The 24,580-nt window shown below is 44.3% G+C and carries 23 protein-coding genes; 7 read left to right on the forward strand and 16 right to left on the reverse strand.

Annotated elements, in window-relative coordinates:
* Positions 1-66: 66 nt before the first annotated feature.
* Entirely contained in the window at positions 67-2,382 is a 2,316-nt protein-coding gene (locus tag IE164_RS15160; protein ID WP_189631097.1) for a S9 family peptidase, read from the reverse strand.
* Between the two features lie 141 nt (positions 2,383-2,523).
* Here IE164_RS15160 and IE164_RS15165 point away from each other — a divergent pair, with 141 nt between their 5' ends.
* A complete protein-coding gene (locus IE164_RS15165) occupies positions 2,524-3,726 on the forward strand; it encodes a PQQ-dependent sugar dehydrogenase (RefSeq protein ID WP_229838716.1) in 1,203 nt (400 codons plus the stop codon).
* Positions 3,727-4,050: 324 nt separating this feature from the next.
* Here the strand turns inward: IE164_RS15165 and IE164_RS15170 are convergent, their stop codons facing one another.
* The gene (locus IE164_RS15170) at positions 4,051-5,067 is read right to left on the reverse strand and encodes a pirin family protein (protein ID WP_189631098.1); all 1,017 of its coding nucleotides are present in this window, start codon (positions 5,065-5,067) and stop codon (positions 4,051-4,053) included.
* 178 nt (positions 5,068-5,245) lie between these two features.
* On the opposite strand from IE164_RS15170, the gene IE164_RS15175 reads away from it, so the two are divergent.
* The gene (locus IE164_RS15175) at positions 5,246-6,058 is read left to right on the forward strand and encodes a TolB family protein (RefSeq protein WP_189631099.1); all 813 of its coding nucleotides are present in this window, start codon (positions 5,246-5,248) and stop codon (positions 6,056-6,058) included.
* Positions 6,059-6,108: 50 nt separating this feature from the next.
* On the opposite strand, the gene mog is transcribed toward IE164_RS15175, so the two are convergent.
* Positions 6,109-6,654, reverse strand: coding sequence for a molybdopterin adenylyltransferase (mog, locus tag IE164_RS15180; protein ID WP_189631100.1), 546 nt, complete (start codon positions 6,652-6,654; stop codon positions 6,109-6,111).
* A 68-nt stretch (positions 6,655-6,722) separates the two neighbouring features.
* On the opposite strand from mog, the gene IE164_RS15185 reads away from it, so the two are divergent.
* Positions 6,723-7,319, forward strand: coding sequence for a peptidylprolyl isomerase (locus IE164_RS15185; protein ID WP_229838718.1), 597 nt, complete (start codon positions 6,723-6,725; stop codon positions 7,317-7,319).
* On the opposite strand, the gene IE164_RS15190 is transcribed toward IE164_RS15185, so the two are convergent.
* Positions 7,316-8,476 (reverse strand): MFS transporter, encoded by a 1,161-nt coding sequence (locus IE164_RS15190; RefSeq protein ID WP_189631102.1) that lies wholly within the window; start codon positions 8,474-8,476, stop codon positions 7,316-7,318. The genes IE164_RS15185 and IE164_RS15190 overlap by 4 nt on opposite strands.
* A gap of 3 nt (positions 8,477-8,479) precedes the next feature.
* Positions 8,480-10,513, reverse strand: a complete 2,034-nt coding sequence (locus IE164_RS15195) for a M3 family metallopeptidase (RefSeq protein WP_189631103.1) — start codon at positions 10,511-10,513, stop codon at positions 8,480-8,482.
* Between the two features lie 241 nt (positions 10,514-10,754).
* Between IE164_RS15195 and IE164_RS15200 the strand changes: the two genes are divergently transcribed.
* The gene (locus IE164_RS15200; RefSeq protein WP_189631104.1) at positions 10,755-14,027 is read left to right on the forward strand and encodes a T9SS type A sorting domain-containing protein; all 3,273 of its coding nucleotides are present in this window, start codon (positions 10,755-10,757) and stop codon (positions 14,025-14,027) included.
* 1 nt (position 14,028) lies between these two features.
* Here IE164_RS15200 and IE164_RS15205 read toward each other — a convergent pair whose 3' ends face one another.
* Together IE164_RS15205 and trpS are read right to left on the reverse strand one after the other, a co-directional pair.
* Positions 14,029-14,550: a hypothetical protein gene (locus tag IE164_RS15205; protein WP_189631105.1), complete on the reverse strand. Its 522-nt coding sequence runs from the start codon at positions 14,548-14,550 to the stop codon at positions 14,029-14,031.
* 81 nt (positions 14,551-14,631) lie between these two features.
* Positions 14,632-15,603, reverse strand: coding sequence for a tryptophan--tRNA ligase (trpS, locus tag IE164_RS15210; RefSeq protein ID WP_189631106.1), 972 nt, complete (start codon positions 15,601-15,603; stop codon positions 14,632-14,634).
* Between the two features lie 88 nt (positions 15,604-15,691).
* Between trpS and IE164_RS15215 the strand changes: the two genes are divergently transcribed.
* The 3 genes from IE164_RS15215 (at position 15,692) to ppk2 (IE164_RS15225) (ending at position 18,524) form a co-directional block, all read left to right on the forward strand.
* Positions 15,692-16,741, forward strand: coding sequence for a DUF1573 domain-containing protein (locus IE164_RS15215; RefSeq protein WP_189631107.1), 1,050 nt, complete (start codon positions 15,692-15,694; stop codon positions 16,739-16,741).
* Positions 16,742-16,836: 95 nt separating this feature from the next.
* On the forward strand, positions 16,837-17,736 hold the full coding sequence (gene ppk2, locus IE164_RS15220; RefSeq protein ID WP_189631108.1) for a polyphosphate kinase 2: 900 nt from the start codon (positions 16,837-16,839) through the stop codon (positions 17,734-17,736).
* The gene (ppk2, locus tag IE164_RS15225) at positions 17,736-18,524 is read left to right on the forward strand and encodes a polyphosphate kinase 2 (protein ID WP_189631109.1); all 789 of its coding nucleotides are present in this window, start codon (positions 17,736-17,738) and stop codon (positions 18,522-18,524) included. Before ppk2 (IE164_RS15220) ends, ppk2 (IE164_RS15225) begins: the two co-directional genes overlap by 1 nt.
* Here the strand turns inward: ppk2 (IE164_RS15225) and IE164_RS15230 are convergent.
* The 9 genes from IE164_RS15230 to IE164_RS15265 all read right to left on the reverse strand — a co-directional run bounded on the left by IE164_RS15230 (position 18,521) and on the right by IE164_RS15265 (position 24,580).
* Positions 18,521-19,219: a pseudouridine synthase gene (locus IE164_RS15230; protein ID WP_189631432.1), complete on the reverse strand. Its 699-nt coding sequence runs from the start codon at positions 19,217-19,219 to the stop codon at positions 18,521-18,523. The genes ppk2 (IE164_RS15225) and IE164_RS15230 overlap by 4 nt on opposite strands.
* A 231-nt stretch (positions 19,220-19,450) precedes the next feature.
* On the reverse strand, positions 19,451-19,981 hold the full coding sequence (locus tag IE164_RS15235; protein WP_189631110.1) for a hypothetical protein: 531 nt from the start codon (positions 19,979-19,981) through the stop codon (positions 19,451-19,453).
* A 246-nt stretch (positions 19,982-20,227) separates the two neighbouring features.
* A complete protein-coding gene (locus tag IE164_RS15240) occupies positions 20,228-20,539 on the reverse strand; it encodes a GIY-YIG nuclease family protein (protein WP_189631111.1) in 312 nt (103 codons plus the stop codon).
* A gap of 143 nt (positions 20,540-20,682) precedes the next feature.
* Positions 20,683-21,018: a hypothetical protein gene (locus IE164_RS15245; protein ID WP_189631112.1), complete on the reverse strand. Its 336-nt coding sequence runs from the start codon at positions 21,016-21,018 to the stop codon at positions 20,683-20,685.
* A gap of 85 nt (positions 21,019-21,103) precedes the next feature.
* Positions 21,104-21,298, reverse strand: coding sequence for a hypothetical protein (locus tag IE164_RS18550; protein WP_229838722.1), 195 nt, complete (start codon positions 21,296-21,298; stop codon positions 21,104-21,106).
* A gap of 38 nt (positions 21,299-21,336) precedes the next feature.
* On the reverse strand, positions 21,337-21,531 hold the full coding sequence (locus IE164_RS15250; protein ID WP_189631113.1) for a YwbE family protein: 195 nt from the start codon (positions 21,529-21,531) through the stop codon (positions 21,337-21,339).
* Positions 21,531-21,884 (reverse strand): avidin-fold protein, encoded by a 354-nt coding sequence (locus tag IE164_RS15255; RefSeq protein ID WP_308440975.1) that lies wholly within the window; start codon positions 21,882-21,884, stop codon positions 21,531-21,533. The genes IE164_RS15250 and IE164_RS15255 overlap by 1 nt, the downstream gene beginning before the upstream one ends.
* Positions 21,885-21,959: 75 nt before the next feature.
* Complete coding sequence (locus tag IE164_RS15260; RefSeq protein WP_189631115.1) at positions 21,960-23,048, reverse strand: hypothetical protein; 1,089 nt, start codon at positions 23,046-23,048, stop codon at positions 21,960-21,962.
* 122 nt (positions 23,049-23,170) lie between these two features.
* Positions 23,171-24,580: an NAD(P)(+) transhydrogenase (Re/Si-specific) subunit beta gene (locus IE164_RS15265; RefSeq protein ID WP_189631116.1), complete on the reverse strand. Its 1,410-nt coding sequence runs from the start codon at positions 24,578-24,580 to the stop codon at positions 23,171-23,173.

Raw genomic sequence — 24,580 nt, forward strand, 5'->3', positions numbered from 1 at the left:
AGACATGAAAAAGCCCGCTCTGAAGTCAGAGCGGGCTTTTTTGTTAGGTTATTCCTTCAGTAACCCTTAGTTATCATCGGGCAGGTCTATGTCTACATTGTTTCGGTAGTCGCCCAAAAGGTGTTCGGCAAAGAAATACCACATCATGTATTCGTAGTAGTCTCTTTTGCTACCATAACCATGGCGCGAACCCGGAATAGGCATATAATCGAAGCGTTTGCCGGCTTTCATCAGCTCATCGGCTACGCGCAAAGAGTTGCCCGGATGCACGTTATTGTCGCGCGTACCATGGGTTAGCAACAAGTGACCTTTCAGGTTTTTGGCCAATGACTGGTTGGTTTCAATCTTGGCATTCCATGTGGTTTGCGTAGTTTCGTTGCCATCCTTGTCTTTCTTTTTCTTGTCCACACGCTTTACACCATTGTGCGTTTCGCTCCACCATTTGTTATAAATGTTGTTGTCATGATTACCGGCCGAAGAAGCTGCGGCATCATAGAAATCGGGGTAAGTGAGCAAAGCGGCTGTAGACATAAAACCACCACCGGAGTGCCCAAAAATACCTACATGATCCAGATCTATGAATGAATGACGTTCCGCCAGTTGCTCAAGCGATCGCTTGTCATCTTTGAGGGCGTAGTCACGCAAGTCCTGATAGCCATAAGTATGGTAATACTTATCTCTCATGGGGCTACCGCCACGGTGGCCCATAGAAACTACAATGAAACCTAGCTGAGCCAGTGCGGTGTTGTAGCCGCCTGTAATACTAAAGTCGTTGCCGAACGACTCCGTTTGTGGTCCCGGATATACGTAAGATATGATGGGGTATTTACGAGTTGAATCGAAATCGAAGGGCTTGTACATTACGCCATACAGATCGGTAATGCCATCGTCTGCTTTTACCTTAAAGCGTTCCGGCATTTTAAAGCCTGCCTGATTAAGCAGAGTCATGTCAGCCTCTTCCAGCTTCATTATTATGTTGCCTTCGTTGTCTTTTAAATATGACTGAGGTACCATGTCTACAGCCGAAAAGTTATCTACATAGTACTTGCTCGACTCGCTCATGCTCATAAAATGATTGGCCGGTTCAGTGCTCAATGCTTTAAAGCCAGTTCCATCCAAATTAGCCTTATACATTAGGGCATAGTATGGGTCAACTCCCGGCTCACGACCTCGCGCTTCAAAGTATACCTTTCTACCCACCGTGTCTATTTGTTGTATTCGGCCGGTCACAAAGTATCCGCTGTTAGTGATTTTGTTTTTAAGGGCTCCGGTGTTGCCATCGTACAGATACAATTGTCCCCAACCGTTGCGCTCAGACCACCAGATGAGTTCTTGACCCTCGTTGAGTATAGCCAATTGCTGATAGCTCCAGTTAAAATAAGGGTGGTTTACATCGGTAAAAAGTGTAGTTACCTCTCCCGTAGCCGTATTTACGCGACATACGTCCAGCGTATCAGAGGTTCTGTTCATTCGGGTAAAGAACATCTTGTCGGAGGTTTTACCCGGCAGGTAAGCACTTATAGTTTGGTCGGTGTATTTGTCAATGTCCAGAATGGTTCGGGTACGTGTGGCCACATCAAAGAGCTCTAACTGCTCCTGAGGCACTTCTTGCTCTCCCGGCATGGCATATTTATAGATCTCAATTTCCGGTCTTGGGTTCTTTAGTTCGTCAATTACAAATAGCTCACCTACCTTGCGGGAGTCAGATCGGTTCACAAACATCTTACTTTCATCTTCGAACCACCGGGCTCTTGCACGACTCTTTTTGTCTTTGGCGGTATCACCCTGATCCCAGGCATAGCTAAACCAACGCTCGCCATCTTCGGTAAGCTGAATTTCAACCGAATCAGGATCATCGGCTTTCATAAGATAGAGGTTATGATTCTTCGCAAAAGAAATCCAGGTACTATCAGGAGAGTAGGTAGCCCAGTTATTACGCTTAGGAGCTTTTTCGGTTGAATCTCCTTTGGTGATGAGCTTGGTGTTAAGATCGAAATGATAGTCGATGCTATCTACCATAAAGGTCAGCGTTCGGTTATCATCTTCCAGTTCAAGCCCTTTCAGATCAAGGTCCAGGTAGTTCCATGGCTTACGGGTCAATTCACTCAGCTGTGCAGCAAAGTCTTTGTTGTTGAACATGAGCGTTTTGGTCTTTTTGGCCGGATCAACCACATAAAAGTTTTTTCCATTGGTGGTTGTGTAGGTATACCAAAACTTATCGCTGTCCTTAAACCACTGCGGGCTTACCCGGGTGCTTTTAAGCATGTTCCGGATGTTGGTCGACTTAAACTTCTCAGCCGCCTTAAAGTTGGCTTTGTGCTGTTGGGCTACAGCACAGAAGCTTAGCAGCACAAGCAGCATAGATAGGTAGAGTTTCTTCATAGTTTGTTTGTATTTGGCCATCAATAATATAGGCTTTATCATTTTATTAAAACATCAATTGAGTTGAGTGGTCAATAATGGTATGAATGGAGCTTTGGTATTGTTAGTGCAGCAAGGCATACTTGCTTAAAATTATCCATCATGCCATTTACAGTTTTTTTAAAACCATTTTTAGGCCTCATTGCGTTTATTGTGTATACCTTAAATAAAACCATGAGAATAAAATCACTTCTTTTTACCACCGTATGGTTATCAGCTTTGGCCTGCACGGCAGGGCCTAACGATGTACCTCTCACCGAAAAAGATACTGAACCAATAAGAGTAAAAGCTGAGCTGGTAAACGATAAGCTTAAGAACCCGTGGGGAATGGCTTTTTTGCCCGATGGCCGGATTTTAATTACTGAAAAGGAAGGTAGGATTGTGCTTCTCGAAAATGGTGAGATTGTCAATGACAATGTAGCCGGAGGGCCTTCTAGTGTAGTGAGAGGGCAGGGTGGTTTGCTGGATATTGAGTTGCACCCCAATTTTGAGAACAATCGATGGGTATACTTTACCTATGCCAGCAATGAAGGTGATGGAGATGGAGCCATGACTGCGCTGAGCCGCGCTCAGTGGAACGGTTCGGCCTTCGAAAACCATGAGGTACTCTACAAAGGAAGTCCGAATACACGAGCCAGCCAGCATTTCGGCAGCCGAATTGCTTTCGACCGCGATAATCATGTCTACTTCTCCATTGGTGATAGAGGAAATAGGGATGGGAATCCTCAAGACATTACACGAGATGGAGGAAAGATATACCGCTTGAACGATGACGGTTCAATTCCTGCAGATAACCCTTTCATTGGGCATAAGGGAGCTAAGGAAGCCATTTATTCTTATGGACACCGCAACCCGCAAGGGTTGGCCATGCACCCCGAAACCGGAGCTATTTGGTCTCATGAGCATGGCCCTCAGGGTGGCGATGAACTTAACCTAATAAAGAAAGGGGCAAACTATGGCTGGCCTGTAATTACCTATGGGGTGAATTATGGTGGCTCGCCAATTACCGATGAAACTACTCGCCCCGGAATGGAACAACCGGTTACTTACTGGGTGCCCTCTATAGCTCCCTGTGGAATGGCCATTGTTCATCAATCGAATTATGAAGGGTGGGATGGTAATATCATTGTTGGCTCTCTTAAGTTCAATTATTTAGTGCGTTTAGTAGTAGAAGATGATGAGGTGGTGGCAGAGGAGAAAATAGCCAAAGGAATTGGCCGGGTAAGGAATGTGGAAATGGGCAATGACGGTTATTTGTATGTTGGAGTAGAAGGGGGCGGACTTTACCGATTGGTTGCCGACTAATAGATTAGAAGGAGTTCCGGTGGGGGCTACGTCCATCTCAATAAGAGCCATTTGTGAAGACACCAATGGTGGCAAAAGGCCAAAGCTAGGCCATGCCGCTTAAGTAACCCAACTCGCTTTTAAAATGCCCTCTTACTTCTTGTAAGCAATGATAATTGCTTGCTCATATGGGCCGGGCAGGTCCGAAATCAAATGCTTTTTGATTGCTATAATCACTCTGAAACTTGCCTTTGCCACAGGCAGGCAAGCTCAGTGTGACGCTTACAAAGTTTTCCAGACGCTCTCTTCAGGCCAGTGAGATTAGAAATCTACCTAAATAGGCCTTTAGCCTTTTTCTTCCAGCCTTCCATCGGCATGCAAGGCAAACCTATCCCGATCGGGAGCATGTGTGTGGGCATAAGAAGGCCAGGGCCAGCCACCGAATTCAGTCTGCTGAAACTGAGCAAAGACATTCTGAATTTCCTGATGTGAATTCATCACAAAAGGGCCATACTTAGCCACAGGTTCACCAATGGGTTTGCCCTGAAGTAAAAGTAGTTTTGCACCGCTGGCTGAGGCCTGCAAGTTAGTGGGTTGTTCGGCTTTTAATTTTACGGTATGCATGGCCGGCACCTCAGCACCTTCTACATCGAGCGAATCACCGTTATACAAGTAAATACTGCGGTTGGTATCTTTGCGGCTGGCGGGCAGGGTGAAACGGGCATTTGGAGCCATATCAATCAACCAAATGGCTACATCGTTTTCAGGGTTGGCCGCAAACGAATCTGGCGCAGGCGCATAACGCTTCACTTCGTTTAATTCACCACATATTACTTTAATGCGACTCAATGCTCCACGGCTGTCGGTAAACTCCACTATAGGAATGTCTTCATTCCAAAGCATTCCAAAGTAAGGCGGTACTTTTTTGCTTTTAGCCGGAAGGTTAAGCCAAATCTGAAAGAGCAGTAAGTGATTTTCTGCATCTTCTTTGAGCAACGGAAACATTTCGGCATGTTGAACGCCTCCTCCTGCGGTCATCCATTGCACATCGCCATTGCCAAACCTACCGGCTGCTCCTAAAGAGTCCGAATGATCTACCAGTCCTTTTTCGGCAATGGTTATGGTTTCAAAGCCGGCATGCGGGTGGGCCGGAAAACCAGGGACGCTTTCTCCATGATACATGCTCCAACCGTCTTTACCACTAAAATCGGATCCAATATTTCTGCCGCTGGTTCCCCCAAACGGCCCAAGGTGCCCATTTCCTCGCGGATATTTATCGTTGTGATAGGCGCAAAACAAAAAAGGGTCTTGCGTTTGCCAGGGAAATTGAAGGGCTTCTATTCTAATGATGGGATTGCTCATAAAATTCGGTTATACATGTAGCAACATACAAAAAGGAAAGAAAGTTTTGTCTCTTTAATGAGCACATATTTTACCAATTTAAGCCGAAATAGAGACTTCTGATTGGCCGACTATGAAACACTCCTTGTTCTTTTGTCTATTAATGATACTGGCCGCATGTAGTGGCAACTCACCAAAGATGGGAGAAAGGCTGGTATACCTTAAAATATCGGATGGGAATGCTGATTTGTATAGTGCTGATGTGTTTGGGCAGTGGGAAGAAAGACTTACTTCCAGCCCAGGTTATGACCGAAGTCCTAAATGGAATGCAGCGCTGAATAAACTGATCTATTACTCCAACGATTCGCTGGGAAACTTTAACGTATTGTCTATGGATTTGAGGACAGGAACTACTGATACGCTTCCTTTTTCAGATCTAGATAACTATCAGTTGTCGCCCGATGGTCGTTTTATCTTCTATACTGTTTCGGAAGGGGAGACGACTCATATTTGGAGGGCCGATATAGACGGAAGTAATCCAGAACAACTAACTCACCATGAGGGCTACAACGGACGCTTTAGTATTTCTCCTAACGTTGAAAAAATGGCTTTCATTTCTGACCGAACAGGTACTAATCAGCTCTTTATTCTGGACTTGAAGAATATGGAGTTAGAGCAGATAAGCTTTTTTCCGCTGATGGCAAAATATTCAAGCTGGTCTCCTGATGGAAAGCAATTGGCCCTATGCTTAGCAGGAGATGCGGAAGAATTGCAGTGGGATATTTGGTTGTACACCACAGCCAATGGAGCACTTGAAAGAATTACCAATACAGTATATTCTGAACAGGAAATTGCCTGGTCCATCAGTGGCCGAAAAATTGCTTTTCACGGAACCACTGCAAGCGATGGAGATCAAATCTATACCATCGATTTAGTGGATGGAAGTTTTGTTAAAATCACCTCGGGCAATTTTTATCACGGTGAGCCCACTTGGGTGCCCTCTCCTAAATAGTGTACCCCTTAGTATGTTTATTGATTTTGCCAAGGCTAAGAACGGATGTCTTAGGCCTTTGGTCGAAATACCTTGATAACTTCCTCTTTTGTTTTCAGGTACGGGCCATTGATTAAGTCTATGCAATATGGAACGGCCGGAAATACGGCATCCAGACATTCGCGGATAGACTTGGGTTTGCCGGGCAGGTTAATAATAAGGCTACTGCCTCTGATCCCGGCTGTTTGCCTCGAAAGAATGGCCGTAGGCACATACTGAAGGCTTACCTGACGCATAAGTTCGCCAAAGCCGGGCATCATTTTGTCACAAACCGTCTCGGTTGCTTCAGGTGTAACATCGCGTGGAGCCGGCCCGGTACCTCCTGTGGTCACAATAAGGCAGCATTTTTCTTTGTCTGCCATTTGCTTAAGGGTGCTTTCAATAAGGTATTGTTCATCAGGAATAATCTGGTGAATGGGTTCCCAGGGCGTAATGAGGTAGTCATTGAGGGTGTCGATAATGGCCGGACCTGAGAGGTCTTCGTACTTTCCTTCGCTCGCTCGGTCCGATACCGTGATAATACCGATTTTTACCGGTGCTGTTCCATCCAATTCCATGCTCAAAGAAACAATGGAGCCTTCTCAAATCCAATGCATGCCTTAAGATTATGCCTTATATTGGTGTCATGAAAAAGTATTTTGTAGCCCTGATAGCCGCTTTACTTCTGGGTTCAGCACCCCTTAAACGATACGAAGTGGCTCAAATTAACACCCGATTTGGTGAAATTCTGGTTTGGTTATATGACGATACACCCAAGCATAAGGCGGCATTTTTAGAGCTGGCTCGCGAAGGATATTTCGATGATTATACCTTCAATAGGGTTATTGAAAACTTTGTAGCTCAGGGTGGCTGCCCCGATACTCCGGAAGGCTTTGCCTACTCGGTGCATCTGTTGGAACCGGAGTTTGAAGCCGGGCATAAGCATATTTACGGAGCTTTTGGTGCAGGAAGAGATAACAACCCCGGTAAACTATCTGCGGCTTGTCAGTTTTACATTGTGCAGAATAAGGAGGGACTGCCACGACTTGACGGTAATTATATGATCTATGGGCAAGTGATTAAGGGAATGGATTTGGTTGATCGCATCGTTAAGGAGGAGAAGGATAAAAACAATGCTCCTTTAGAGCCGATTCCGCTCGATGTAAATGTGATTGAAATGACAGCCAGAGAGCTAAAGGCTTTGGGGCTGGATGTTGCCACTCAAACATTTAAAGGATATTAAGGGGTCTTAAAGAGTCTGCGGGTATATATGAGCCCAAACAAAGGGCCAATGAATAAGGTGAATAGTAACCATTCTACGGGTAGGAATGTACTCAGAAATTGCAGCATCTGAATACTCGGAATGGTAAGAAAAAAGCCGATAGAAACGGCCAAAGTAAGCGCAGTACCCTTAAGTTCTGTGGGGGCTTTTTGGGCATTGAGAGCGGAGAATTGTGCCGAATCGCCAATAACGGCATAGCCCCATAGACAAAGGGCGATTAAGTAAAGCCATTGAGGCAGAGAGAATAATAATGGAGAGATGAGGCAAAGGGCCCCGGAGGTCATAAGAAAAGCATAGGCTACCCGGGCACTTCCTTTTTTCACTGACCAGTACCCGCCTGTTACACAACCAATGGCACCCATGGCCATCACAACAAAGGTCCATAAACTGGAGGGCAATGCCTCAGAGTAATGTCCAAGAACCAGGGGTAAGAATGCCCAGAAGGTGTAAAGCTCCCACATATGGCCAAAGTAGCCGAATGCAGCATGGCGAAACTCTTTCTTTTTAAATACATGAAGAGCCTGTTTCATCGAAAATCCATTCGATTTGACTCGTGAGGGACCATCGCCCACAAAAAAGAAAATGAGCGTTCCCCCAAAAACGGCAAGGGTGGAGGTTCCAATCATTACCGGTTGCCAGTCATAGCCTCCCCCCAGGTGGTTGAGTAAGTGTGGAAAGGCAGAACCCATGACCAGAGCACCGACCAAATAACCTAAGGCCTTGCCCAATCGGCCTTCAAACCAATCGGAGGCAATTTTCATCCCCACCGGGTATATCCCGGCCAGAGTAATACCTGTAAGAAAACGAAACAACAGGAGCAATTCGAACGACTGTCCTGTAAACAGTACGGCACCATTGAGTGCTGCACCCAGCAAGGCACATATAAAAAACACCTTAGAGGCACTGAACCGATCGGCCAGAGAGCTTAGTGCGAACAGTAGTGTGCCGCTAATGAAGCCTAACATTACACTGGAAGTAACCAGAGCAATGCTATTGGGGGGAAGCCCCCACGATTCCTGAATTTGTGGTAAAATGGCATTGCCGGCAAACCAAAGTGAAGTGCCGGCAAATTGAGCCAATACAATAATGGGCAATATGTATGCAGGTGGTTGCTTCAAGTTCTATTGAAGTAATCCCGCTCTTCTCAATAGTGCCTTCACATCGGGTTCCTGACCTCTAAAGCGCTTGTATAGCTTCATTGGGTGTTCAGAACCACCGGCCGAAAGCACATGCTCTTTGAACTTATCGGCAATACTACGGTTGAAAATGCCATGTTCCTTAAAGTATTCAAAGGCGTCTGCATCCAACACTTCGGCCCATTTGTAGCTATAGTATCCGGCCGAATAGCCTCCCTGAAAAATATGAGAGAAGGAGCAACTCATATTGGTGCCTTCAATGGGTGCCAGAACATCGGTTTTACTCATAATGTCACTTTCAAAGGCTGCCACATTTTCTACTTCGAGGTTTTCTGTACCGTGCCAGGCCATATCTAACATACCAAAGCTTAGCTGGCGCATGGTTTGATAACCTTCCATAAAGCTGGCACTCTCCTTAATGCGTTCAATATACTCCTGTGGAATTTTTTCACCGGTTTTGTAATGGCGTGCAAACAGGTCGAGACATTCTTTTTCATAGCACCAATTTTCCATGAGTTGAGAAGGTAGCTCCACAAAGTCCCAGTACACACTGGTTCCGGAAAGGCTCTCGTAAGTGCCATTGGCCAACATACCGTGCAGGGCATGTCCAAATTCATGAAACAAGGTAGTTACTTCATTGAAGGTAAGGAGGGAGGGGGTGGTTTTACTTGGCTTAGTGAAGTTGCACACAATTGAAACTAATGGACGATGATTGCCTGATTCATCTTTATACTGTCCCGCATATGAGGTCATCCATGCCCCGGCACGTTTACCTGCTCTGGGAAAAAAGTCGGCATAGAAAGTAGCTACATCATTGTCGTTTTCATCTTTTACCTCATAAACGGTTACGTCTTTGTGGTAACGGTCTATCGATGGGTTTTCGATAAAACGAATTCCAAAAAGCTTTTCGGCAGTTTTAAAAACGCCTTCCACCACATGCTCTAACTGAAAATAGGGCTTCAAAAGCTCATCATCTACATTATATTTTTCTTTCTTGAGCTTTTCAGAATAGTAGGCAAAGTCCCATTTTTCTAACTTCTCCAGGCCATCTAGCTTTTGAGCAAACGCAGCCACTTCTTCCACATCTCTGCGAGCTCCGGGCTTACCATATTTTTCCAATTCACTTAAAAAATCCATCACCTTGTCTGGCGATTGAGCCATGCGCTCTTCCAATACGAAATGAGCATGAGTTTTATAGCCCAGTAGTTTTGCACGTTCATTTCTGAGCTTCACAATTTGCTTTACAATCTCCCGGTTGTCTAAATCATCGCCTTTAAAAGCCTTAGAGCCAAAAGCCTTCGCTAGTTTTTCGCGCAGGTCTCTTCGAGCCGAATACGTCATAAATGGCACATAGCTGGGGTATTCAAGGGTAATCACCCATTTACCCGGATAGCCTTTATTTTCTGCGGTTTCCGCAGCTTGTTCTTTAATCTGGTCGGGCAGACCGGCCAAATCGGCTTCATTTTCAAGAACCAATTCATACTTATTGGTTTCTGCCAAAACGTGTTCCCCAAATTCCAGAGATAACTGAGCTAGTTCAACATCAATTTTTCTAAGCCTGGCTTTCTTTTCATCGGAAAGTAAAGCTCCGTTTCTTGTAAAGCTCTTGTATGTTTTATCGAGCAGAGTTTGGGCTTCGGGTGATAAGTCTTCCCTGTTTTGTTGATCGTAAACAGTTTTAACACGCTTAAAAAGCTGTTCATTCAACAATATGTCATTTGAAAACTCAGTAAGCATGGGTGATACCTCTCGGGCAATCGCCTGCATTTCATCGTTGGTTTCAGCACTGTTCAGGTTAAAGAATATGGCACTTACTCTATCCAGATCTTTACCGGCAAACTCCAGCGCTTCAATGGTGTTTTCAAAGGTAGGTTGCGCCTCTGATGCACCGATTTTATCAATTTCTGCTTTTGCTTTTTCAATGAGTTGTTCAAAAGCAGGTTTAAAATGATCATTGGTGATTTTGGAAAATGCAGGTGGATTATTTAGCGAATTTGATATTGTCAGTAATGGATTCATTCGATATGGTTTTATTCCAAATTTTCTGTGGTGTTGAAAGTCCTAAAAAGGGCAATACAGCCCAAAAATAAGGTAAATTTCGAACTATGCAGGTAGGGTGTTTGTTGCCGTTCAGGTAATTATAGCGACACTTTTCAAATACAATTTTTTGTCGTTAAAAAAACAAAAGAAATTTGGTCATAAGTCCATCTGAAAGTGCGCGGTTTTCGTACATGTCAGCGGCTTGTATTATTTCACCTAAATGTCGAAGTCTTTAATCGGTTTATTGCTTCTGATTGCGCTTGCCCATATGGCTCAGGCGCAAGGGGTGTTTGTTTCTGCAGGGTCTGGGCAATGGCGCGATAGAAATACCTGGACGCTGGTAAGCGGTAGTGATGCCAATGGTCGACCGGATGGAGATGATCAGGTGACAATACAATCGGGCCATACCATTACCATATCTAACAATGAAGATTGCAATGTGCTCATTTTACAGTCGGGCACCATTAACTATAGCGGCAACCGTACCCTTACTATTAATAGCTCTGTAACAGCAACCGGCACTTTTACTCTGTCGGGTTTTAATACCAATCATGTATTCGATAATCTGGGGTCTCTCACAGTAAATTCGGGGGCTACACTCAATATAGGTGCACTGACTTTTCAAACCGCAGGAGCCACCTCAGTGAACGGAACCATATCCGTTTCAGGTTCTTCCCGAACACGCACCTTTGGAGCAGTAACCGTAAACTCTGCCGGTAGTTTCTTAAATGCCGGTAGCGGCTCTACATGGACTATTGGCGGGAATTTGACTGTGAATAATGGTGGTACAGCCACCTTCAACGGCTCATCCAATACTTTTAATTTTTCGGGCAATGTACAAAACAACAGTGGAGGCTCTATGACCATGAATGCCTCAAGCGGTACATATAATTTTGCCGGAAACCTGGTGAATAATGGTACATTTACCAATACGGCCTACGGCACACAATTTAACTTCAATTCTGCTTCGGGAAGTATTAGCGGTTCCGGGCTTATTAGTCTTTTTCAAGCCAATTTCAACAGTCCATCCAATTATACCAATACCGGTAATCTACAGATTAGAGACGGCATGGCCGGAACGGGTGCTTTTACAAATGGTGCTGGCGCCCAGCTGGAGTTGCAAAATGGTGGGCCTTTTGCCGTAACAACCTTTAATGCAGCGGCTACTGGAAATACCATCACCTATACGGGCTATGGCAACCCTACGGCATTTTCAGGTAACTATTACAATCTGGTATTGAACAAGTCGAGTGGCAACCTGAGCTTTGGTAGCAGCCTTACGGTGGGTAATGACCTAACTATTCAAAGTGGTATTTTACAAGTCAATGCCGTAACTCTCAATATTGGTAATAATGTGAATATAAGTGGGGGAGAACTTACTCCCGATAATGCTTCGGCTGTGGTGAATATTGGAGGTAATATGAATCTTTCGGCCGGAGAGTATGACCATAACAATGGCGATGTGAATGTAACAGGAGCCATAACCGTAACGGGAGGAGACTTCTTTCTCAACGGAGCATCATCTACCATCGATGCCGGGTCGGTAAGTTTGCAAAATGTGTCTCTCACGCTTTCGCAAGGTACCTGGACAACTACTGGCGATTTTAATGTGGGCTCTGGTGCGAATGTCACAGCCAATGGAGCGGCTATTTCTGTTGGAGGGGCGTTTAATCTCAATGCCGGAGCAGCTAATTTTACAGGAGGATCGCTTTCGGGCAATTCATTATACGTGGCTTCCGGTAGAGAGCTTTTTATTAATTCCGTAAACCTGGCCATGACGGGAGCTGCGGTGCTGGATGGTACAATGACCTTTAACAGCTCTACCGGTACAAAGTCTGTTGGTTCTGTGTTGGTTAATTCTGGAGGTAACTGGAATGTGACTCAACCGCTGAATATTACAATCAGTGGAAATATTACCAACAACGGCACCTTTACAGGAGATCCCGGTTACGGAAGTAGCGTGTATACCCTCACCAGTAGCTCAGGCACCATTGGGGGCAGTAACCCGCTTACCATACGCGACATAGTGATTAACAGTCCGGCTAGTTATACCAATACAGGCCAGCTAACAGTGAGCAATACCCTTACAGGTTCCGGCAGCTTTATCAATGGAACGGGAGCAACATTTACCTATTCAGGAAACAATAGTTCGGGTTCTAATTTTACGATTACCAACTTTACTGCTTCCGCAACAGGCAATACCGTAGTTTGGGCAGGCACCACCCATAGTCAGCAATGGCGAACTACCACCAGCACCGCCAATGATTACTACAATGTGGTGGTAAACCTGGGTACGGGAGACTATCAACGCCTCAACTTAGTGGCTGATGTTCGGGTGAATGGTGTGTTGACCATTACGGAAGGAGACCCTGTGTTGGGAAATTTCGATCTGGAACTGGCCACAGGAGCTTCCATAACCGGAGGAAGCAGCAGCAACTGGATTCGGCAAAATGGATCGGGAGTGGTCAGAAAATACTATAGTGGTTTTGGAGATGACCTGAGTCTACCTATTGGAGACAATAACAACTATTCGCCCATTGGCTCTTTTGTGGTGCATTCGGCCACACTTGGAGCCAATCCATATGTAGAGTTTAGCGTAACCGATGCGGCTCACCCCAATCGAAGTACAAGCAACACCGCTCAGGGGGGGGATGATGACGGTACGGCTGCGGCTGACTATATATCCAGATACTGGACTTTGACAGGCAATGACATGACCGCTCCTAACTTTAGTGCCAGCTATACCTATATTGATGGCGATGTGGTGGGTACGGAATCTAATCTGGTGGCTACTTTGTATAGGCAGCCAATAGGGTCTTCATTTATGGACTGGGCCCAAAAAGGTACGGTGAATGCAGTAAATAATACAGCCACCATCAACAATGGAGATAACTGGGGAGTACTTTATGCCATGGATAACAACATGCAAAGACTGCCGGTAGAGTTGGTCGAATTCAAAGCAAAAGCAGTCAACCGACAGGTAAAACTATACTGGACTACCTCGAGCGAGGTAGACAATAGTTATTTTGAGATTCAACGCTCCAAAACAGGTTACGATTTTAAAGCCATTGGCACCGTAGATGGGCAGGGCAGCTCTGGCACACCGGTTCATTATCAGTTTACTGATCAAAGCCCCGGCTTCGGCCATGTCTTTTATCGCCTTAAACAGGTAGATTTTAATGGAGCTTCTGATTATTCGGAAGTGGTAGGGGTAGATGTGGTTAACCATGAAGGCCAACCCATGTCTGTTAAAGTATATCCAAACCCTGCACCATCGGGAAGCCATGTGAAGCTGTTGGTGGAGGAGGGAGCTACTTTAGAGCCCGGAGCACAATTGCTATTAATTAATTTGTGGGGTCAGGTGGTTTGGGAGTATACGGTGGCAAGCGAGTCTATAGAAGAGTTAGATCTTCCGCAAATGGCCAGCGGTACTTACGTGCTCAGAATTGCCAGCAAAAACCGACAAATGACTAAGCGATTGGTAGTTCGATAGGTTAGAACTGTGAATTACAGAGGGTTATAGACCTGTCTCCATTCAGGTAGCTCTGGTTTTGTGTGCCGTTAATGCCAATGTTGGTGGCTCCCAAAATTTCATCTTTCATAGGTCCAGAGGCCTCAAAGTGAATTTTGACGCTTCCATTAAACACCAGAAGATCACTATAGGTAATAGACTCTCCATTCTCCAGCTTACTCAATAGGGTTATACTTTGGCCTACACCGTCAACTTCAACTACCGGGTTGAGCATGGTGGCTATACTGCCATTATCTTCGAGACTTCCGTAGTGTAAATGTGCCGGGTGATTGGCATTGTTAAATACACCGTTTAGGGTAATTTCTATCTGAGCCACACCACCGGTTCGTTCACGAATGAGCAATGTGCCTGTGGTTTCGTTGCCCTGAACATTGCCGGGTATTAATTGATAGCTAATCTGGTTGCCGGTAAATTCGGCATCGCCTGAATTGTCGCAAGCCGAAACTATCAGTACAGAAGCAAGGGCGATTATAAAATTCTTCATGGTGCTTAAATCTGCTAATTCAACGCAGCAACGCCATGTTTGGTGCAAAGCTGGCCGGAAAATGTGCCTTGAAAGCAAGACCTAGGCAAAACCAATGGCTTTTTTAAATCGCTGTAATACTTCCCGGGCAATTACTCTGGCCTTTTCCTCACCAATAGAGAGCTGCTTCTCCAATTCATCGAGGTTGTTCATGTAATCGTTGTATAGGGCTCTTTCCCTGGCAAATTTTTCAACAATCAGCTCAAAGAGTTCTTGTTTGGCGTGGCCGTAGCCATAATTACCTGCCAAGTATTTTTCCCTCATGGCTTTAGCTTGTTCTTTATCGGCCAATATAGAATAGAGCGCAAAAGTATTGTCAGTATCCGGGTTCTTAGGTTCTTCCAGCCGAGTACTATCGCTTACAATTTTCATGATGTTCTTGCGCAAGGCCTTATCGGGCTGAAAAATATCGATGATGTTGCCGTATGACTTGCTCATCTTCTGCCCGTCAATTCCCGGTATGGTCATAATTTGCTCATCGATTTTGGCTTCGGGCAAAACAAATATTTCACCATACTGATGGTTAATGGCACTGGCAATGTCTCGGGTTATCTCCAGGTGCTGCTTTTGATCTTTGCCCACGGGCACTACATGTGCATCGTAGAGCAGAATATCGCAGGCCATAAGTACCGGGTAAGTGAATAGTCCGGCATTGACATCGGCAAGCCTATCCGACTTATCCTTGAAGCTGTGCGCATTGGCCAGCATAGGGAAGGGAGTAAAGCAGTTGAGATACCAATTGAGTTCGCACACTTCGGGTACTCTCGATTGCCTGTAGAATGTATTTTTGCTGGTATCGAATCCAAATGCCAACCAGGCTGCGGCTACGGCATTGGTGTTTTCTATTCGAGTTTTCGGGTCTTTAATGGTGGTGAGAGAGTGCAAATCGGCAATGAAGAAAAACGATTCGTTGCCCTCATCTTTAGATAGCTCTATGGCTGGCTTTATTGCACCTAAAATATTACCCAAATGTGGTTTTCCGGAACTCTGTATACCAGTAAGTATTCTTGCCATCGGTAAAATTTTGGGCAAATTAAAGAAATATGACCCGCTCAAATCAAATTAACATCGTTTATTTTGGTTGATATTACATATGGAAAATATGACTAGGCTTTCGAGGTTAACTCTTATTTCGTTTATGTGTCTCGTTTACACGGTATTAGGGGCGCAGGAGTTAGAATTTATTGATTTGGGAGTGGTTGAAGGGGAGTTCAGAACCCTTCACAAAGAGGTTGTCTGGGTTAATACAACCCATGAGCAGGTCGACTTACGGGTGGTAAGCAAAAGCAGAAATCTAATGGTTAGCCGGGAGTCGTTTTCTTTAGCTGTAGGGGATACGGCTCACATTGCCTTTGAAATTGCCCTGGCCCAGCGCCCCGGATATTACGAATATGAGATTCAACTGCTGGCCGGTGAGAATTTTCTGTTACACGGAATGCAATTTGGTTTGCAGGTTTTGGCTGCTGAAATCGATGTTTTTAGAGCGTATAGAAATATTCATTGGCCTTTTCGGGCAAAAGAGAATGTATTCAATTTACAGGCTGGCTATAAGGGAGATACCCTTCGAAAAACTTTTGATGTATTCAACCTGAGTGGTGAAAATTTATCGCTCGAAAATGTTCAGGCCAATGATTCTACCTGGATTACTTTTGAACCTAAATTAATAAAACACAATCAGTTTGGTCACATGACCATAGCCGTACTATCGGGCAAGAAGGCTCCTTCAGGCTTCCAAAGGTATAATCTTGAGCTTATTAATGAGGGAAAAACATTGGCCAACCTTCCCATACAGTTCACCCTTTTGCCCCCTCCGGTACAGGCCGATTCTGTGGTTCATGAGCGACCAATCTTTACCAGCAGCTTAATTAATCACGATTTCAAAGAGGTTAAAAAAGGGCAGATAAGAGAAGTAGAGGTTGTGCTGGCCAATGTGGGCAATGCAGAGTTGGTTATAGAGCAGTTGGAGTCTAACTGCACCTGCCTCACGTATTCTTTGGCCGAAAGCAAATTACAGCCTGGAAGCAGTACCGTATTGACAGTGACATTTGATGCTACCAACCGGAGCGGACTTGAAAAAAAGACGCTGGCCGTCTTTACCAACGATCCCAATAACCCAACTCAGGTACTTACTTTTAGGGCTCATGTAAAGTGAGGCATACCTTTGATAATAATAAGGTGCTATAATTCTTAAATAGGGCTGTTCTTTAGTAGTTTTTTCTATATTAGTCGCCCCTGATAAGTAACCCCATGAGCGAGTTTTTAATAACAGACGACTCTATTAATAATAACCTACAGGCTTCTAAAAGGCTGACCAACGCTGATTTTAATAAAATTAAGACACGGGCCGACCTTGAAGCAGTATTGCAGAGTAAGAATAGAGATTACAGCAAGGCCCTTTTTAATCTGGAGTATGAGCGACAGTTGGAACAACTACAGATTGAACTGGTGAAATGGCAACGATGGGTGGCCGAAACGCAGCAGCGGGTGGCAATAATTTTTGAAGGCCGTGATGCTGCCGGAAAAGGGGGATCTATAAAGAGATTTATCGAGCACATGAACCCGCGTTCGTTACGCGTGGTAGCTCTTAACAAGCCAACCGATCTGGAAAAAAAGCAATGGTATTTTAGGCGCTATATCAAGGAGCTGCCCAATGCTGGCGAAATAGTATTTTTTGATCGAAGCTGGTACAACAGGGCTGTGGTAGAGCCGGTAATGGGATTTTGCAGCGAGGAGCAGTATCAACAATTTATGCGTCAGGTGCCTGAGTTTGAACATATGTTGTTTGAGGATGGGGTTCATGTAATTAAACTCTGGTTTTCCATTAACAAAGAAGAACAGCATCGGAGGTTCGAAGACCGCAGAAACAACCCACTTAAACAATGGAAGTTGAGCCCGGTTGATGAAAAGGGACAGGAAATGTGGGAGAAATATACCTACTACAAAGAGCAAATGTTTGCCCGAACGCACACCACATTTAGCCCCTGGACCATTATTAAAACCAATAAAAAGAAGATAGCCCGCTTGGAGAGTATTCGCTATGTGCTTTCCAAATTTGAATATGATGGTAAGGAAAGTGCCAATACCACCGTGTTGCCCGATCCGAATGTGGTAATGAGGTTTCACCGTTCAATTTATCACCTGGTATAATGGATAAGAAGTATATGTTTTCAGAAAAGGAGCTAAGGCTTCTTAATACCAATAAGGCCATAAAACTATTGCTGGCACAGGGCGATGAAATTAACCCCGAGAAAGTGTTGCGTTATGTGCGTTATGAAAAAACTCTCGAAGACCTGCAGGTAGAACTTATTAAAATGCAGCAGTGGGTGATTAAAAATAACAAGCGGGTTTGTCTTCTGTTCGAAGGCCGTGATGCGGCCGGAAAAGGGGGAGCAATCAGACGGGTGACTCACCACCTGAATCCTAGAAACTACCGGGTTGTGGCCCTTCCAAAACCCACCGAACAGGAGAGAGGGCAGTGGTATTTTCAGCGCTATATTACCCGGTTGCCTAACCCGGGAGAGATTGTTCTTTTTGACAGAAGTTGGTACAACAGAGCTGTTGTGGAGCCGGTGAATGGCTTTTGTAGTCAGGAAGAGTATGAACGCTTTATGAGTGAGGTGAACGACTTTGAGAACATGATCACCAACGATGGCATTATTCTCATGAAATTCTACTTCTCCATTACCAAAGGTGAGCAGGCCAACAGGTTCGAAGATATTGCTTCTAATCCATTGAAAAGATGGAAAATGTCTCCGGTTGATGCCAAAGCGCAGGAGCTATGGGATGTATATACCCAATACAAAGAGCGCATGTTTGCCCATACTAATACAGACAGAAACCCCTGGATAATTCTACGGGCCAACCGAAAAACCACCGCCAGGGTGGCAGTGATTAAGCATATCCTAAAACGAATTCCGTATAAAGAAAAAGCTTAACAAAACCCAAGTGGGTGCTTAAACCCCAGTGTTCGAAACATTCTCAAAAATTCAGGCTGGGGAGAAGCCTGTATTTGAATCTCCCGGCTCAAAATTGGATGTCTGAAGCTTAATGAACAAGCATGCAAGAGCATGGTGTTCATGTTCCATTTTTCCAAAAAGAGCTTGTTTTGTTTATTGCAGCCATGAGGCCTGTCGCCAATGATTGGGTGCAGGATGTGTGCAAAGTGCTTCCTGAGCTGATGCATTCTTCCGGTTTCGGGTTTGGCTTCAACCAACGAGTATCTTGATGTAGGATGCTTGCCAAATGGAACTGCAACTTCAGTTCTATCCAACGTCTTATAATGCGTTACCGCTTGCTGAGTTTTGTCTTTGTCGTTGGTTAAGGCATAGTCAATAGTGCCTACATCATCCGTGTAGCCTCGTAAAATGGCCCAATAGATTTTGGAGACGGAGTGTTCTTCAAACTGCACCATCAAATCCGTTATCAGTTCTTTATTCAACGCGAAGAGTAAAACGCCCGAGGTCTTTCTGTCTAATCTATGGATGGGGTACACGTGTTGACCGATTTGATTTCTAAGCTCTTGCACAGCATAAGTATCGGTGTTGGTAGCAATAGGGGAGCGATGTACCAGCAGACCATGGGGTTTGTTAATGGCTATGAGGTGGGAGTCTTGGTAGAGGATTTCGAGCATGGGGGTAATGAGTATTGCGTACCGGGTATTGCGATGATGCAAGGTTCAAAGATACGTCACCCTGAATTTATTTCAGGGTCTTTTTCAGCGATAAAATAGATGCTGAAACAGGTTCAGCATGACGTTTTTTCTTAGTGTTGTCACCCTGGACTTGATTCGGGGGGGCTTCCTCAAAGATTCACAAGATGCTGAAATAAATTCAGCATGACGTTGTTTTATTGTGTCGTCACCCTAAACTTGATTCAGGGTCTTCTTCAAAGATTCAGAGGATGCTGAAATAAGTTCAGCATGACGTTTTTTCTTAGTGTCGTCACCCTGAATGCGTTTCAGGGTCTTCCTCAAAGAATCAATAGATGCTGAAAGAAATTCAGCATGACGTTCTTTTTTAGTGTCGTCACCCTGGACTTGATTCAGGGTCTTCCTCAAAGATTCAATAGATGCTGAAACAAGTTCAGCATGACGTTTTTTCTTAGTGTCGCCACCCTGGACTTGATTCGGGGTCTTCCTCAAAGATTGACAAGATGCTGAAACAAGTTCAGCATGACGTTTTTTCTTAGTGTCGTCACCCTGAACTAGTTTCAGGGTCTTCCTCAAAGAATCAATAGATGCTGAAAGAAATTCAGCATGACGTTCTTTTTTAGTGTCGTCACCCTGGACTTGATTCAGGGTCTTCCTCAAAGATTCAATAGATGCTGAAACAAGTTCAGCATGACGTTTTTTCTTAGTGTCGCCACCCTGGACTTGATTCGGGGTCTTCCTCAAAGATTGACAAGATGCTGAAACAAGTTCAGCATGACGTTTTTTCTTAGTGTCGTCACCCTGAACTAGTTTCAGGGTCTTTCTTAAAGATTCAGAAGATGCTGAGACAAGTTCAGTATGACGTTTTTTCTTAGTGTCGCCACCCTGAACTTGATTTAGGGTCTTCTCCGAAGATTCAGAAGATGCTGAAACAAGTTCAGCATGACGTTGTTTTATTGTGTCGTCACCCTGAATGCGTTTCAGGGTCTTTCAAACATCATAGTCTAGATTGATTCCAATAGACTCTGAAAGGTCGTTGAGTTCGGGGTTATGTTCTTTTACAAGATTCCATTTCCATTCCCTATGCCAATTCTTTAGCTGCTTTTCTCTAGCTATGGCTTCCTGAATACTAGAGAATTCTTCATGATATATCAGGTCGGTACAGTGATACTTTTTGGTGAATGTTGAACCATTATGTTGTTTATGTTGAAGGACTCTGGATATCAATTCAGAAGTGACGCCAATGTACAGAACAGTTCTTCCTGGATTTGACATGATATAAACAGAGCCTCCTTTTGCCATATAACAATATAAGGCTTTTGCAGATCATCGGAAAAGCCTGAGATGATAGGGCACCGTCATCCTGAACTCGTTTCAGGATCTCGCTAGGGCTGAGAGGATGCTGAAATAAATTCAGTATGACGTTTTTTCTTAGTGTTGTCACCCTAGACTTGTTTCAGGGTCTTTCTCAAAGATTCACAAGATGCTGAAACAAGTTCAGCATGATGTTGTTTCTTAGTGTCGTCACCCTGAACTCGTTTCAGGGTCTTCCTCAAAGATTGACAAGATGCTGAAACAATTTCAGCATGATGTTGTTTCTTAGTGTCGTCACCCTGAACTCGTTTCAGGGTCTTTCTCAAAGATTCAGAAGATGCTGAAACAAGTTCAGCATGACGTTCTTTTTTAGTGTCGTCACCCTGAACGCGTTTCAAGGTCTTCCTCAAAGAATCAATAGATGCTGAAATAAATTCAGCATGACGTTCTTTTTTTAGTGTCGTCACCCTGGCCTTGTTTCAGGGTCTTCCTCAAAGATTCAGAAGATGGTGAAACAAGTTCAGCATGACGTTTTTTCTTAGTGTTGTCACCCTAGACTTGTTTCAGGGTCTTCCTCAAAGATTCAATAGATGCTGAAATAAATTCAGCATGACGTTGTTTTATTGTGTCGTCACCCTGAATGCGTTTCAGGGTCTTTCTCAAAGATTCAGAAGATGCTGAAACAAGTTCAGCATGACGTTTTTTCTTAGTGTTGTCACCCTGAATTTGATTCAGGGTCTTTCTCAAAGATTCAGAGGATGCTGAAATAAATTCAGCATGACGTTCTAAGAGAGAATTTCCTTTACCCGGCCCACCTGACCATCTTCCAGCCGTACTTTGATGCCGTGGGGATGGGAGGGCGATTTAGTGAGTAAGTCCTTTACAAAACCATGGGTTAGCTTGCCAGTTCTTTGATCTTGCTTGAGCACAATGTTGACCTCTGTACCCGGTTTGATATCTGCTCTTCTTGTTCCGTCCATTAGATTTCTTCTAAAATTGATGTGCCTTTAGACTGATCACCTGATGTCCACTGCCAGTCTTCATGCAGTCTGATTTTGCCATTGGGCAGGATTTCAGGGGTGGAGGTGCACCTGCCAGTATTTTGCTTCAATTCGGCATTCACCTGGGTATAGTTCATTTCAATGACTCCATTCTCATCTACTGTGCCTTCCAGCCAGCCTTCCAGAATTTTACCACCAAAGTACTGACAAACCAGCCGATTTCCTTCCTGCTTGTAATGAAAGATCAAATCTCCCGTAACCTCGCCATTGGGTGAGTTCTCTATGGCCCTGAATCGTTTGTCGTTGTAGTTGATCATTTGTTTAGTACTCAATTATAATGACTAAGCTGAAGGCTCCAAATTTCATGGCAGCATAATTATATCAGAGGACTCTGTTTACATATTTATTTAGGAGTTCTTTATGTCTTTCCCTTTACTTTTCTCTTCGAACTCTTCAAGTGCTTTTTTAAGTTCTCCAATTTTCCCGAAACTGAGCGACCTATTGTCCTCACTTTGTACTTCTATTGAGTCAAATGGACGCAGCCAAGTGACATTATTGCCTTTAATTGGTTGCCCATCTCTTCTCAGAGGAAGATTTGTATTATTGCTGTTTTTCCAGATTTGTAAAGCATTGGACTTGGCATCTGAAAGATTCACAAGTTGTGGTAGACCCTGTCCTTTAACAATAGCTGAAATAGCTTTTGATTCTGGAATAGGTACACCACTTAAAACCCTTATTACTTTTACTAAGTAGTCCCAACCCACGGAAATGTAGTTTTTTGATCCAATTGTTCTAGATAATTCTTTTAAGGATCTTAACGCACTTTCACGTTTTTCGGCAAAAGTCAGTTCCGTAATTTTGTTAGAGTAATTGATGTAAGTATCATCATTGATTAGCTGATCAAAGATGTTGATCAATTCAATTGGAGCACCTGCTTTTGGAAGTGAAATTGACGGAAATTCAATATTTTCATATTGATTAAGCAATCCCTCAAGTTGAGCGAGAACTAAACGAGAGGTTGTGTTATGAACTTTACTACGAAGAAATCTTATTGAGTCCATTGAAGTTCTAGCATTATAGCCAATTTGAATACCATGATTAAAACCCATGGATAGCTTTTTAACATCACTGTGTAGTTGATCAAGAGCACGAATTAAATCCCTGGGAGTGTTTTTTGGAACCTTTATGAAATTTGAGCTATCGTTCATGGAGGCATCAAACTCCCGTCTAATTTCAAAGAGTACTCTTCTGACCGTTTCTATTTCTTTAGTGTCATCAATAACTGCAATTCTGTTCCTGAGTAGTGTAGGCATTTTTTCTAGTGCCTCAATTTCAGGTGAGGATGAGGGTATTACAATTTTTATAGCTCCAAACGAGACATATTCTTCTAACATATATGCAAATGCAGAAAAATCCACAGTAAGGACTACCTCCTCTGTATCATTCTCTATTCCAATTCTTCCGATTGGTAGCGGTTCGCATAAGATTTTACTCATTTCTTTTCTGTTTTCAATGAGATATTTATGTTAGAAAATGATAGATTTTTGTACCGTCATCCTTTTTCGCTAAAGGGGTTATTATGCCAGACTTCCGTCCTCGGTCTTCGGGCTTCTGACTTTTAAAGACTCTTCACCTCACTAATCAATTTCTCTAATGAGTCCTTGGCATCGCCAAAGAGCATACGGTTTTTGTCGTGGAAGAAGAGGCTGTTTTCAATGCCGGCATAACCTTTACCCATCGATCGCTTCATCACAATCACATTCTTGGCATTGAGCACCTTAATGATCGGCATACCGTAGATTGGGCTGGAAGGATCATTCTCTGCCGCAGGGTTCACCACGTCATTGGCGCCAATTACGAGCACCACATCTACATTCGACATGTCGTCATTGGCGTCTTCCATTTCCAGGAGCTTAGGGTAGGGCACATCTGCTTCTGCCAGAAGTACGTTCATATGGCCGGGCATACGCCCAGCCACTGGATGAATAGCATAATTCATTTCTACGCCTTTATCGTCCAGTATCTTTTCCAGGTTGTGAACGGTGTGTTGTGCTTGCGCCACAGCCAGGCCGTAACCGGGTACTACGGTCACCTTATTGGCATAAGCCAAAAGAATGGCTGCATCGGTCACCGAAATCTCTTTGATGGTGCCTTGTTCACCATCGTCAGCTGCTGCAGTTCCACCACCGCCAAACGAACCAATAATCACATTGGTTAATGAGCGGTTCATGGCCTTGCACATCAGCACGGTCAAGATGGTTCCGGCAGAACCCACCAGTATACCACCGGTAAGCATGGCCTGATTACCATAGAGGAAACCACCAAAGGCAGCTGCCATACCGGTAAAGCTATTGAGCAGGGAGATGACCACAGGCATATCTGCTCCGCCAATCGGCATCACAAAGAGAACTCCATAAAGAAGAGAAACACCTAGTAAAATGTAGATGTAAATGGCTTGTGGCTCGGCTGTATTGGCCATAAAGATGGCCATGCCCAACATACCCAATAACAGAATGATATTGAGTATTTGGCCAGCAGGAAGCGCTTTATCTCCAATTTTTCCTTCCAGTTTACCATAGGCAATAATGCTCCCGGAAAATGAAACGGATCCAATAATCAGCCCTAGAAGGATGACAACCAGCATGCCTGAACTTATAGTGCCTCCATGCATCACATGGTCGAACTCAACGAGTGAAATAACCGCTGCACAGGCGCCTCCCATACCGTTAAAGAAAGACACCATTTGAGGCATGGCCGTCATTTTCACCTTCAATGCCATGCGGGTTCCGATAACGGTTCCCACTATCAGGCCGGCCAAAATCAGTGCGTAATTGAGCCACTTATCGGCTGTCAGTTCTTCCTTAAAAAGAATGGTGGCCAGAATGGCGATGCCCATACCATAGGCGGCAATGAGGTTTCCTTTTCTGGCTTTGTCTGGGCTGGAAAGCATTTTCAAGCCCAAGATGAAGGTAATCGAAGCGGCTATGTAGCAGAGTTCGAGAATGGATAATCCTAAAAGTTCTGTCAT

It is taken from the genome of Roseivirga thermotolerans, from assembly GCF_014653175.1.
GTDB classification, from domain to species: domain Bacteria; phylum Bacteroidota; class Bacteroidia; order Cytophagales; family Cyclobacteriaceae; genus Roseivirga; species Roseivirga thermotolerans.